Source organism: Streptomyces sp. NPDC086147 (assembly GCF_040702165.1).
In the GTDB taxonomy this organism is placed as follows: Bacteria; Actinomycetota; Actinomycetes; order Streptomycetales; family Streptomycetaceae; genus Streptomyces.
The window spans coordinates 19,129-30,914 of sequence record NZ_JBFBJO010000036.1; the positions used below are offsets into that span (position 1 = coordinate 19,129).

General features: G+C 74.9%; 11 protein-coding genes. 4 read left to right on the forward strand and 7 right to left on the reverse strand.

Annotated features, from left to right (window positions below; genetic code table 11):
* Positions 1-127 precede the first annotated feature (127 nt).
* From AB0398_RS33320 to thpR, 3 genes are all read left to right on the forward strand, one after another.
* Complete coding sequence (locus AB0398_RS33320) at positions 128-1,321, forward strand: cytochrome P450 (protein WP_366379427.1); 1,194 nt, start codon at positions 128-130, stop codon at positions 1,319-1,321.
* A 14-nt stretch (positions 1,322-1,335) separates the two neighbouring features.
* The gene (locus AB0398_RS33325; protein ID WP_366379416.1) at positions 1,336-1,545 is read left to right on the forward strand and encodes a ferredoxin; all 210 of its coding nucleotides are present in this window, start codon (positions 1,336-1,338) and stop codon (positions 1,543-1,545) included.
* Positions 1,546-1,656: 111 nt separating this feature from the next.
* A complete protein-coding gene (gene thpR / locus AB0398_RS33330) occupies positions 1,657-2,256 on the forward strand; it encodes an RNA 2',3'-cyclic phosphodiesterase (protein ID WP_366379417.1) in 600 nt (199 codons plus the stop codon).
* A gap of 29 nt (positions 2,257-2,285) precedes the next feature.
* On the opposite strand, the gene AB0398_RS33335 is transcribed toward thpR, so the two are convergent.
* From AB0398_RS33335 to AB0398_RS33365, 7 genes are all read right to left on the reverse strand, one after another.
* The gene (locus AB0398_RS33335; protein WP_366379418.1) at positions 2,286-2,813 is read right to left on the reverse strand and encodes a hypothetical protein; all 528 of its coding nucleotides are present in this window, start codon (positions 2,811-2,813) and stop codon (positions 2,286-2,288) included.
* 114 nt (positions 2,814-2,927) lie between these two features.
* Entirely contained in the window at positions 2,928-5,930 is a 3,003-nt protein-coding gene (locus AB0398_RS33340) for a hypothetical protein (protein WP_366379419.1), read from the reverse strand.
* Positions 5,927-7,048: an AAA family ATPase gene (locus AB0398_RS33345; RefSeq protein ID WP_366379420.1), complete on the reverse strand. Its 1,122-nt coding sequence runs from the start codon at positions 7,046-7,048 to the stop codon at positions 5,927-5,929. The genes AB0398_RS33340 and AB0398_RS33345 overlap by 4 nt, the downstream gene beginning before the upstream one ends.
* 20 nt (positions 7,049-7,068) lie before the next feature.
* Positions 7,069-8,478: a VWA domain-containing protein gene (locus AB0398_RS33350; RefSeq protein ID WP_366379421.1), complete on the reverse strand. Its 1,410-nt coding sequence runs from the start codon at positions 8,476-8,478 to the stop codon at positions 7,069-7,071.
* Positions 8,475-9,872 carry a hypothetical protein gene (locus tag AB0398_RS33355; protein WP_366379422.1) on the reverse strand — a complete coding sequence of 466 codons (1,398 nt, stop codon included), beginning with the start codon at positions 9,870-9,872 and terminating at the stop codon, positions 8,475-8,477. Before AB0398_RS33355 ends, AB0398_RS33350 begins: the two co-directional genes overlap by 4 nt.
* Positions 9,872-10,375, reverse strand: coding sequence for a hypothetical protein (locus AB0398_RS33360; RefSeq protein WP_366379423.1), 504 nt, complete (start codon positions 10,373-10,375; stop codon positions 9,872-9,874). The genes AB0398_RS33355 and AB0398_RS33360 overlap by 1 nt, the downstream gene beginning before the upstream one ends.
* A gap of 360 nt (positions 10,376-10,735) precedes the next feature.
* A complete protein-coding gene (locus AB0398_RS33365) occupies positions 10,736-11,269 on the reverse strand; it encodes a GNAT family N-acetyltransferase (RefSeq protein ID WP_366379424.1) in 534 nt (177 codons plus the stop codon).
* Between the two features lie 118 nt (positions 11,270-11,387).
* Between AB0398_RS33365 and AB0398_RS33370 the strand changes: the two genes are divergently transcribed.
* Positions 11,388-11,726, forward strand: a complete 339-nt coding sequence (locus AB0398_RS33370; protein ID WP_366379425.1) for a thioredoxin domain-containing protein — start codon at positions 11,388-11,390, stop codon at positions 11,724-11,726.
* The last annotated feature ends 60 nt before the right edge of the window (positions 11,727-11,786 follow it).

The following is an 11,786-nucleotide window of genomic DNA, read 5'->3' on the forward strand; positions in this document are numbered from 1 at the left end:
GGATTGGCCGAACTACGCGTAGACCGGATAGGTGCCTGAGGCATGTAGTGGAGGAGGAAACGACGTCGGAGCCGCCGATCCTCCTCCCCTCAGCGAGGTCCCCGTGACGCATCCCGTGACGCGCGCCATGACACCACCCGTGGCGTTCCCCCAGAGCCGCACCTGCCCCTACCACCCGCCCACCGCCTACCCCCGTGTCGAGGACGAGGGCCCGCTGTCGCGGGTGACCCTCTGGGACGGGCGGGCGGTGTGGCTCGTCTCCGGCCACGCGACCGCCCGGGCGCTGCTCGCCGACCAGCGCCTGTCGACCGACTCCACCCGGGACGACTTCCCGCTGCCGACCGAGCGGGTCGCGAGCCTGCGCAGGCGGCGGCGCGCGGCGCTGCTCGGCTGGGACGACCCCGAGCACAACGTCCAGCGCAGGATGCTGATCCCGAGCTTCACCCTCAAGCGCGCCGAACGCCTCCGGCCCCGCATCCAGGAGACCGTGGACCGGCTGCTCGACGCGATGGAGGCCCAGGGTCCGCCGGCCGAGCTGGTGAGCGCGTTCGCGCTGCCGGTGCCGTCGATCGTCATCTGCGACCTGCTGGGCGTGCCATACGCGGATCACGACTTCTTCGAGGAGCAGTCGCGGCGGCTGCTGCGCGGGCCGACGGGCGCGGACACCGAGGAGGCGCTCGCCCGGCTCGAAAGCTACCTCGGCGACCTGATCGACCGGAAGCGGAGGGATCCCGGCGAGGGCGTCCTCGACGACCTGGTGGCGCGCGGGGCGGACGGGGGCGGCGGGCCCGACCGGCAGGAGCTGGTGCAGCTCGCCACGATCCTCCTCGTCGCGGGGCACGAGACCACGGCGAACATGATCTCCCTCGGCACGTACACGCTGCTGCGCCACCCCGAGCGGCTGGCCGAGCTGCGGGCCGACCCCGGGCTCGTGCCCGCCGCCGTGGAGGAGCTGCTGCGGTTCCTGTCCATCGCGGACGGGCTGCTGCGGGTCGCGCGCGAGGACGTCGACGTCGACGGGACGGTGATCCGGGCGGGCGAGGGCGTGGTGTTCTCGACCTCCGTCATCAACCGGGACGCCGCCACCTACAGCGATCCGGACACCCTCGACTGGGAGCGTTCGGCCCGCCACCACGTGGCGTTCGGCTTCGGCATCCACCAGTGCCTGGGGCAGAACCTGGCCCGCGCGGAGCTGGAGATCGCGCTCGGGACGCTCCTGCGGCGGCTGCCGGGGCTGCGGCTCGCCGTCCCCGCCGAGGAGGTCCCGTTCAAGCCGGGCGACACGATCCAGGGGATGCTCGAACTCCCCGTGACCTGGTGAGGGGGGCGACGCGCGTGCACGTCTCGATCGACGGGGGTGTCTGCATCGGGGCCGGGCAGTGCGCCCTGACCTCGCCGGACGTCTTCACCCAGGACGACGACGGCTTCGGGACGGTCCTGCCGGGCCGGGAGGACGGGCGCGGGGCGCTGGTCCGCGAGGCCGCCCGCGCCTGCCCCGTACAGGCGATCACCCTCGGCGGTCCCGGCGGCGCGCCGGGGGCGTGAGCCCGTGGGCCGCGGCCCCGTCCGGGTGCCCCGGGGCCGGTGCCGGTCGCGGCGCGCCGACCGCGTACCCTCGCCTCGGTACGGCGCGGCCGGGGTGAGCGGGGACAGAAGATGGGCGAGGGGTCCGGCGGGGACGAGCGGGCGCGGTCCGCGACCGTGCGCGTGTTCATCGCGCTCGCGCCGCCCGACGACGCGAAGGACGAGCTGGCCGACGCGCTGGGCCCGGCCTACGCGGCGTACCCCCGCATGCGGTGGAACCGCATCGAGGACTGGCACATTACGCTGGCGTTCCTCGGCGAGCTCCCGGTCGCGACCGTTCCGCTCCTCCGGCCGCCGCTCGCGGACCTCGCGGCCGCGCGCCGGCCGCTCGAACTGGCGCTGCGCGGCGGCGGGCACTTCGACGACCGGGTGCTGTGGAGCGGGATCGACGGGGACCTGGAGGGGCTGCACGGGCTCGCGACCGAGGTGCGCGCGGTGGTCGCGGAGTGCGGGATCCCCTTCGAGGGGCGCCCGCTGCGCCCGCATCTGACGCTGGCCCGCGCCCGCCGTGACGATCCTTCCTCCGTACTGGAGGCCGCCGCCGGGCTCGCCGGGTTCACCGGGCGCCGGTGGCGGGCCGGGCGGCTGCACCTGGTCGGCAGCGACTTCGGGCGCGGGCCGGGGCCGATCCGCTACCGCGACATCGAGTCCTGGCCCTTCGGCGAGGTCTGAGGCCGGTCCTTGCTTCCGGAGGCGCGTGCTCAACGGCCGTACATCCGGCGGCAGAGGTCGGCCGCGCCCATCGGGGCGTCGATCTCCCGGGCCTGACGGCAGAGCCGGCGCAGCTCGGGCTGCCCGGCGGCGGGGGCGGTCGGACGGCTGCGGGGCCGGAGGGGCGGGGTCTTCTCCGGGGGCCGGGGGACGGCCCGCGTCCGGCCCTTCTCCGTCCCCTCCCTCCGCTGCGTCCTCTCCTTCCGAGTCCCCGTCTTCTGCGTTCCCTTCGTCTTCTTCGGGGCCCGGGCTACCGTTCCGTCGCCTCCCGTCGCCGGCCGGCGGAAGGCCGGAGCCCGGGCGGGTTCGGCCCGGGGCTCCGTGGTGGCGAGCGCCTCGCGCGGCGTCCCCTCCGTGGGCTCCGGCCGGGCCGGCAGCGGCGAGGGGGCGCGTTCGGCGGCCGGGGCGAGGGCGGCGGGGCGGTCCGGCGGGCCCGGGTCGGGGCCGTGCGGGACGGCCACGCAACCGGCCGTGAGGAGCGCGGCGGTCAGGAGGTACGCGGTGCGGCGGGCGTGCATGGGGCCACGCTGCCCGACCCCGTACGGGACGGGGAGGCGGCACGGCCCGTGTCACCGTGACGAGTGAACCGGCCCCGTGGGTGGACGGGGCCGGGCCGAACGTCACCGGCCGGGTCACCCGTCCGCGAGGAGGGCCGCCACCGCGCGGGCGGTGGCCGGGTGGCGGTCCGCCAGGGCTGGCGGGCGGGGGGCCGCGCCGGCCGGGGCCCAGGGTCCGTCGCAGCCCAGGAGCCGCGCCAGGGCGTCGCAGGTGTCCGGGTGGGCGGGCAGGAGCTTCGCGCCGGTCGCGTCCGGGGGCGGTCCGCCGGCCGGGGCCCACTCCTCCGCACAGCCCAGGAGTTCCGCGAGCGCGTCGCAGGTCGCCGGGTGCGCGGGCAGGAGCGCGGCGCCGCGCGGGGCGGCGGTCGCCGGGCCGGGGCGGGCGGTGCGGGGCGGGGCCGGGGGCAGGCGCCACGGCGGGATCCAGGAGTCCAGGGCGGGGAGCCGGGCCGGGAAGATCCGGCCCGCCTCCCGGATGAGCAGCGGGGCGAGGTCCGCGGCGTTCGAGCGGAGGGTCGTGACGAGCACCGGCAGCCAGGGCAGCAGGACGGCGTCCGGCAGCCGCCCGAAGGCGTTCGACACGGCTTCCACCACGACGTCCGCGAGGCCGGGCACCGGTTCGAGGGCGTGCACGAAGCCGCTGAGGTAGCGCGGGTAGGAGGGCACGACCAGGGGGCTGGCGAGCAGTTCGTCGCAGCGGGCCCGCAGCTCCTCCCGGGAGAGGGTGCCGATCCGCACCTGCGCCGCCCAGAGGAGCGCCGTCTTCGCGGGGTCCTTCGGGTGCGACTGGGCGACGGCCAGTTCCAGCTGGGTCCTGTCGCAGCCCAGGGACAGGGCCAGGCCCTCCATGCCGAACAGGAAGCCCAGCATGGCCGCCACCTGTCCCGCCGTCGCGTCCTCGTCCTGGAAGGCCGTCGGGAGCAGGGTGCAGTAGTGCGCGTACCCGGTGCGGACGAAGGACTCGATCCACGGGGGCAGCACCGGTTCGGCGGTGCGGTAGTACGCGAGGAGGGCGCGCACCCGGCGCAGCACCTCCGGTGCCCCGTCCACCGTGCGCTCGCCCGCGAGGACCTCCAGGGCGCGGGTGCCCAGCTCGTCGGAGAGCCGTCGGCCGCCGAGGTACAGCACGGCGTCCTCGACGGCCGCGAGGACCTCCGCCGTCGTGGCCCGCGCTCCGTGGGCGGTGCGGCGCAGGCGCTGCTCCAGGACCTGTTCGAGGCTGACGCCCTCGTAGCCCAGCTCGATGAGGGCCCGCTGGTGGGTGCCGAGCGCGAGGTCCCAGGACTCCTGGACGGACCGCTCGCCCAGCCGCCGCTCCCCCATGACGGGCCGGGCCGCGCCGGGGGGCATCAGGCGGCGCAGCATCCACAGCACGTCGGAGCAGGCCCGCAGTTCCGGCCGGGAGGCCATGTCGAGGAGGGCCCGTCGCACACCGCGCTGCTGGAGGTTCGGCTCCAGGGGCGCCAGCCGGTCGTGCACGTCGCGGGCGAGGGGCGGCAGCGCCTCGTAGCCGACCTGGCCGATCCGGTCGCCGCCCATCATGATCTCGACGATCCTGCGGACGTCCCGCCGCCCGGGCACGGCGTCCTTCTCGATGCAGGTGACAGCCGCGTCCTGGAAGTCGTACGGGGTGGGCTTGGCCCGGTCCCGCATCCCGGCGAGCAGGATCGAGGTCTCGAAGACGGCGATGGCGTCGGCGGTGGAGGCGAGGTGGCCGGCGCGGCGGGCGGCGCGGACCACGTCCACGGACCAGCCGAGCAGTTCGGCCTCGTCGAGGGCGTCGAGGACGGGCGGCCGCCGGAGGAAGCCGGAGAGCCTGTCCTCGGCGGGAGCCGAGGCGGAAGCCGGGTCCGGGGCGGAGGTCGCGGCGGGAGCCGGGGCCGGGGCCGCGGCGGGCGCTGTCGTCTTCTCCGCCCGGGTCTTCTTCTCGGGCGTCTTCTTCGCGCCGGCCTGGCCTTCCAGGCGGTACGGCTTCACGCCGGTGCGCCTGAGGTTCTTCGTCCACTGCGCCGCGGCGATCGACACGGAGCCGGAGGCGAGGCCGAACTGGGCCTCGATGGCCGCGTGGCTGGACGGGATCAGGCCGTACTGCCAGGTCGTGGCGGTGCGCGGGGAGATCGCGAAGCCGTCGGCTCCGTGCACGCCGAACTCCTCGACGCGGCTGGCCGCGTGGAAGGCGCCGCAGACGTACAGGCAGTCCGCCGGGTCGGTGCCGGTCGCGGCCAGGTGCTCGCGCATCCGGGTCCACATGTACCGCTCGCGGTCCTCGTCGACGCGGACGCGGTCCCCGTCGCCGGGCGCGAGCCGCCGGAAGAGGCTGCCGACGAGGAACATGACCTGGCGGTAGGCGTCGTGGTCGCCGTCGCCGAGCGGGAGCTCGACGTACTGGTGCCACCACTCCGACCAGTGCCGCACCTTGCCGTGGCGCAGCAGGTGCTCCTCCAGTTCGGCGAAGCGCGGGCGCAGGTCGCCGATCTCGACGCCGACGGCCTCGCCGTGCAGCGCGGCCTCGGGCTCGGGCCCGGTCCCGTCCTCGTGGGCGTCGTCCCCGGCCGGGCGACGGGCGTCCCACTGGAAGACGTGGTCGGAGGAGCGGTCGACGAGGACGAGTTCCACACCGGGGGTGTCGAGGGCGTACGCGACGGCCTGGTACTCGGCGGAGGCCTCCGTGATCGGGGCGACGACGGACAGCGGGGCCCAGTCGGGCGGGAAGCCGTCGATGTCGCTCGCGAACGCCTGCACCGCGACCGGCAGCCGGCAGTTGCGCAGCTCGGTCAGGAGCGGGGCCATGTCCTCGCACAGCTCCAGGTAGACGACCTTGGGCCGCTTCTCGCGCAGCCGGCGGGCCATGGCGAGGGCGGAGGCGGGCGAGTGGTGGCAGACGGGGAAGATCTCCAGTGGTTCGCGGACCGCCCGGTCGACGTCGTCTACCATGCCGAGGAGGATGCCCTCCAGGGCGTCCGGACCTCCGGCGAACTCCTGCGCGGCGGCATGCAGTTGGCCGCGCAGAGCGGCGAAGGACGGAGGGGCGCCGGCTCCGGTGGCGGGTGCCGCGCCGGTCTCGGGGGCCGCGCTCATGCCAGCTTCGCGATCGCTTCGCGGCCGCCCTCCAGGAACTCGGGCCAGGGGCCGCCCTCCTCCTTGCCCCGGGGCTCGACGACGCCGTGCAGGTACTTGTTGAGGATGGCGAGGTCCTCGGGCTCGCGGCGGGCGAGGGTGCCGACGAGCGAGGCGGCGAGGGTGCGGGCGGTCAGGGTGCGCTCGCCGAAGAAGTCGCCGTGCAGGATCGAGTCCTCCAGGACGCCGATCTGTTCGGCGGTGGAGAGCGCGGACTCCAGCTTCTCGTCGTCGCTGCCGGCCGCGGCGGCGGAGGCGCGCAGGTCGGCGAAGCTCTGGAGGAGGACGTCGAGGAGGGTGGGCGGCACGTCCAGTTCGATCCGGTGGCGGCGCAGCAGCTCCTCGGTGCGGAAGCGGACGATCTCGGCCTCGCTCCTCTTGTTCGTCACGACCGGGATGCGGACGAAGTTGAACCGGCGCTTGAGCGCGGAGGAGAGGTCGTTGACGCCCCGGTCGCGGCTGTTGGCGGTGGCGATGATCGAGAAGCCGGGCTTGGCGAAGACGATGTTCCCGCCGTCGGCGCCGTCGAGTTCGGGGACGGAGACGTACTTCTCGGAGAGGATCGAGATCAGGGCGTCCTGGACGTCGCTGGTGGAGCGGGTCAGCTCCTCGAAGCGGCCGATGGTGCCGGTCTCCATGGCGGTCATGATCGGCGAGGGGATCATCGACTCGCGGGACTGCCCCTTGGCGATGACCATGGAGACGTTCCAGGAGTACTTGATGTGGTCCTCGGTGGTGCCGGCCGTGCCCTGGACCACCTGCGTGGAGTTGCGGCTGATGGCGGCCGCGAGGAGTTCCGCGAGCCAGCTCTTGCCGGTGCCTGGGTCGCCGATGAGGAGGAGGCCCCGGTCGGAGGCGAGGGTGACGATGGAGCGCTCGACGAGGCTGCGGTCGCCGAACCACTTCTGCGCCACCTCGCGGTCCAGGCCGTCGGCGCGTTCGGAGCCCAGGACGAACAGGCGGACCATCTTCGGGGACAGGCGCCAGGAGAACGGCTTGGGGTTGTCGTCGATCGACTCCAGCCAGTCGAGTTCCTCGGCGTACTTGATCTCGGCGGGAGCGCGGAGCAGGTCGGACATGCGAGGGGCCTTTCGGGTTCTCAGGTGAGGAAGGTCTTGAGTTCGTGCACGAGTCTGTCGATGTGGCCGGAGACCACCGGGGTGCCGAGGGCCTTGAACCGCTCCCGGAACCAGGGGTTGACCTCCTGCCGTCCCGAGCTGGTCACCGAGCCGACGGGGATGAACCGGACGCCGGAGCGGTGGACCGCCTCGATGCCCTCGAACAGCGGCTGCGAGCGGTCGAACTCGTAGAAGTCGGAGATCCAGACCATGACGGTGTTCTTCGGTTCGGCGATCTTCGGCCGGGCCACGGCCATCGCCACGGGCCCGTCGTTGCCGCCGCCGAGGTTGGTGCGCAGGAGCACGTCGAAGGGGTCGCGCACCCAGGGGGTGAGGTCGATCGCGCGGGTGTCGTACGCGATGAGGTGGACGTCCACCTTGGGGAGCCCGGCGAAGATCGAGGCGAGGATCGTGCAGTTGACCATCGAGTCGACCATGGAGCCGGACTGGTCCACGACCACGATCAGCCGCTGGGGCGTGGTCCTGCGGGTCGTGTGCCGGTAGTGGAGGCGGTCGACGTAGAGCCGTTCCTCCTCCGGGCTCCAGTTGGTGAGGTTCTTCCAGATGGTGCGGTCGAGGTCCAGGTTGCGGAAGACCCGCTTGGGCGGGACCGAGCGGTCCAGCTCGCCGGCGGTGGCCTTCTCCACCTGGGTGCGGAGGACTTCGGCGACCTCGTCGACGTAGCGCCGGATGAGGGACTTGGCGTTGGCGAGGGCGACTCCGGAGAGGTTGCCCTTGTCGCGGAGCAGTTGCTCGATCAGGGACATGCTGGGGGTGAGCCGGGCGGCCAGCGTCGGGTCGGCGAGGACCTCGCGCAGGCGCATGCGGCTGACGAGGCCGGCTTCGAGGGCGCCGAGTTCGGAGCCGAGGCCACCGGTGACAGCAGGCCCGGCGGTGCGTCCGCCGCGCAGTCCGCCGGGCGGCTGCCCGAGCGCGCGCTCCAGCCAGCCGGTGTCGGACTGCCAACGGGCCAACTGCCCGGCGGACACGGCTCCCGAGCCGGTGGAGAAGACGTTGAGCAGCAGTTTCGAGGCGAGGGCGGCGCGCCGGACCTCGGCGGCCCGGTCGCGCGTCCCGTCCGGTTCGGCCTCCGGGGTCATCAGGCCGTCGAACGCGGCGGCCAGTTCCGGGTGGCGCTGGACGACGGAGTCGACGGAGGCGCCCGGGTCGAGCAGGGACGGCGGCAGGCCGATGTCCTCGACGACGGCGAGGCTCGCCGACTCCAGGGCGGGCTGCTCCTCGGGGTCGAAGAGCCGGGCGAGGAGACGCCAGTAGAGGACCTGGCGGCGGTTGTCGTCGGGATCGGGGACGGGTCCCGTACCGGCGGGAGCCGTGCCCGCGGGGGTGGCGGACGGCGGCCCGCCGGGGGCCGGGGCGGTGGGGTCGGTCATGCGCGCAGCAGCTTTCCGGCTCGTTCGCGCAGGACGGCGACCGCGTCCGTGGCCGCCTTCTCCGCGCGGATCCCAGTCTTGTCGGCGGTGCCCCCGGCCCACGCGCCCGCGTGGACGGCGACGGTCTTCTTCCGGACGGACGTCTCGACGGCGAGCGGCTGGAGGACGAACTCCCCGGCGTCCCAGCGGAGCAGCCCCAGGCACGCGCCGGACGCGGCGAGCGCTTCCGGGGTGAGCGGTCCGGCGGCCGGGATCCGGTCGGCGTCGACGGCGAGCCGGTGTCCCGCGACCGTGAAGACCGGCGTTCCCTCGTCCGCGGACTCCGCCCCGTACCCTTCCAGGAGGACGGGCACGGCGATGCCGGAGGGGTGGCGGTCCAGTGGGGCGGTCACCGGGTCGGTCGCGGTGGAGAGGATCACCCGGGCCGTGGCGAAGGGGTCGGCGGGCTCTCCCGTACGGGCCCGCGCGTCGTCCCAGAGGAGGTCGCCCCCGGCGGTGACGGGCATGGCGTCGAGCTCCACGGAGCGGCCCTCGCCCGCGGCGGCGAGCAGTGACATGCGGGGCCGGAGCAGCTGCCACAGGCCGGCGCCGACGACGGTGTCCGGCTTGGGCGCGGACACCGCGGCCCGGACCAGGCGGGGCGCCGTTCCGTCGGCGGGCTCGAACACCGCGTGGACCTGGGCCTGTACGGCGGTGGCGTGCTCCTGGAGGTCGACGCCGAGCGGCAGGAGGCGGCCGGTCGCCGTGGAGACGGCGGCGGGCCGGGTGGCGCCGGGCAGGGTGAGGAGCAGGGCGCGCGCCCACAGGTCGGCCCAGCGGCGCACCGGGACGCGCTCCAGGGTCGCTCCCGGGCAGGAGGCGGCGAGTTCGGCCGCGAATCCGTCGAGGAGCGTGGCCTGCCGGCGCAGCAGCGGGTCCGGGAGCATGGCGGAGACGACGGGTGCGGCGCCGCCGACGAGGTCGTGGCCGATGCCCCGCCAGCCGGCGCGGGCGAGGTCGCACAGCCAGGCGCGGGCGGCGGCCAGCAGGTTCTCGGCGGGTTCCTCCCCCTCGGCCTCCTCCCTGGCCGTCGGCCCGGCGGCCGGGCGGCCGGTGACGTCCGCGACGCGGGCCGTCAGGGCGTCGTGCACGGAGCCCATGAGGGCGGTGCGGGCGGCGGCGAGCGCGACGAAGTGGTCCTCCCCTGCGGCACCGGCCGCGGCCTTGTCGGCCGCTTCGGCGACCCGTGCCGCCAGCGGTGTGCCGGCGACGGCGTCCACGAGGACGGCGAGCCCGTCGGCCTGGTCGGGCCCGGGGCGGAGCAGTCCGGCGACGAGCACCCGGTCGAAGGCGTCGACGGCGTCCAGGGCCTCGTCGAGGCCGTCGAGGGGGTCGGCGAGCAGGTCCGTGCGCATCAGGCCACCGCCCTCGTCGGCGGGAACCAGTGCATCTCGGGCACCGGCAGGGTGGTGGGCTCCAGTTCGAGGTAGGCCAGGTGGCGCAGGAACCGGCTGAACACCGGGGCGGCGGCCGAAGTGTCGCCCTGCGCGGGGCGCGTGGCGGTCATCGCCGAGACGAGCGCGGGGGCGTCGGGCTCCGCGTCGGGCGTGTCGGCCTTCAGGTAGCGGGCGACGCGCCCGGCGCCGTACTGGAGGACGGCCTCGGTGACGAGCGCGCGGATGTGGTTGCAGAAGCCGCCGCGCGCGCCGCCGCAGGGGCGGTTGTTGTTGGTGCTGCACGCGAACGCGTACGTCCCGGCGGCGATCGAGGACACGTACACGCGTCCTGCGTCGGACCCGCTGGACACGACGCCCTGCAACCGTCCGTCGGCCAGCTCGACGAACGGCACCTTGGCGAGTTTCCGCGGTCGCGCGGGCGGTACCACCCGCGCCGTACTCGACCTCTCCCAGACCGGCAACGTACCTCTCCCATGCACGTCGAAGGGGGTGTTCACGCCTGATCGGCGGAACGTCGACGAACCTATCCCCGGCCACTGACAACGGCTTCGGACACGGCGGATTCCACACCGGGTCAGGCCGCGCCCGCCCGGGCCGGTGCCGTCGTCTCCTCCACCGAGGCGCAGGCGCCGGACGTCCACGGCGACCCGGACGGCTGCCACCGGCTGCCCACGGTCGCGCACGTGCTGAAGAGCCGGACCGACAGGCCGATGGGGATCCGCGGCAACCCGTTCCGCCTCGGCCCCCCGGTGACCGTCCGGCCCGGACACGGGACCCGTGTGCCGGGCGGCGGCCTCGTGGATCCGCCCCGTCGGGCGGGCTCAGCCGGACGGCGTGGCCGGGGGCCGCACGCCGGACCACTGCTCGGCGCCGTACTCCTCGGACCGTTCCACCTCGGTGAACCCGAGCTTCGCCGCGAGGCGCATCGCGCGGGCGTTGGCGGTCCGGGTGCGGAGCGTCAACGGCTCCCCGGGGAACGCGCCGGCGAACCAGTCGAGTGCCGCCGCGCACGCCTCGGCGGCGTACCCGCGTCCCCACGCCTCCGGCAGGAGCAGAAAGCCGAGTTCGGCTCCTCCGGACCCCGGAGGCTCCGCGTCGCGCCGGTCGAACGTGACCACGCCGATCATCGCTCCGTCGAGGTCGACCACGAACAGGCCGGGATGCCGTCCGGGCACCTCGGGCATCATGCGTTCGAGCACTTCGCGCGGCCGGGACCCGCCGATGTGGGTGCCCACCTCCGGCGAGGAGAACAGTTCGACGAACGCCGCGCGGTCCCGGGCCTCGGACACGCGGAGCACGAGCCGCGCGGTCGTGATCGGGGCGGGCGGCCAGGCGGCGGGCTCCGGTCCGGTCATGGCGGGCAACCTATCGCACACCCGTCGGGCGGCATCCGGTCGAGGCCGCCGTCCGGACCGCCGCGCCGTACGGGGGATGATGGGAGCGGAAAGCCGGAACACGAGGTCAGGAGCTTCCATGGCGAAGCGGGTTCACCAGCCCCGCGAGGACGCGGAGTTCGACTTCGTCCTCCGGGTGAGCGGGACCCCGGTCCTCGCGTACTTCGTCGGGACCTGGCCCAAGGCGATCGAGGCCTGCCGGGCGACGGACCTCGTCGTGGGCGGCATCGCCGAGGAGTACGCGGACCGCCTGACGGTCGTCCGCGCCGACATGACGCGCTGCCCGGCCGCGACGAGGCGGTACGGGGTCGCCGGAGCCCCGTCCCTCGTCCTCCTGAAGGAGGGGGAGGCGGTGGCACACGGCACGGGGCGCGTGACCACCGCCGAGGTCCGGGACCTCCTGGACGACCACCTCTGAGGGCCGGGGCCTCCGCCGGACGGCCCGGACACGGCACGTCGCCCTCCCGCCCGGGCGGGA

Coding starts and splice junctions, on each gene's coding strand:
- AB0398_RS33355 (WP_366379422.1), bottom strand. CDS start 9,872: ATGCGCACGGACCTGCTCGCCGACCCCCTCGACGGCCTCGACGAGGCC.
- AB0398_RS33340 (WP_366379419.1), bottom strand. CDS start 5,930: ATGAGCGCGGCCCCCGAGACCGGCGCGGCACCCGCCACCGGAGCCGGC.
- AB0398_RS33350 (WP_366379421.1), bottom strand. CDS start 8,478: ATGACCGACCCCACCGCCCCGGCCCCCGGCGGGCCGCCGTCCGCCACC.
- AB0398_RS33370 (WP_366379425.1), top strand. CDS start 11,388: ATGGCGAAGCGGGTTCACCAGCCCCGCGAGGACGCGGAGTTCGACTTC.
- AB0398_RS33365 (WP_366379424.1), bottom strand. CDS start 11,269: ATGACCGGACCGGAGCCCGCCGCCTGGCCGCCCGCCCCGATCACGACC.
- AB0398_RS33335 (WP_366379418.1), bottom strand. CDS start 2,813: ATGCACGCCCGCCGCACCGCGTACCTCCTGACCGCCGCGCTCCTCACG.
- AB0398_RS33320 (WP_366379427.1), top strand. CDS start 128: ATGACACCACCCGTGGCGTTCCCCCAGAGCCGCACCTGCCCCTACCAC.
- thpR (WP_366379417.1), top strand. CDS start 1,657: ATGGGCGAGGGGTCCGGCGGGGACGAGCGGGCGCGGTCCGCGACCGTG.
- AB0398_RS33345 (WP_366379420.1), bottom strand. CDS start 7,048: ATGTCCGACCTGCTCCGCGCTCCCGCCGAGATCAAGTACGCCGAGGAA.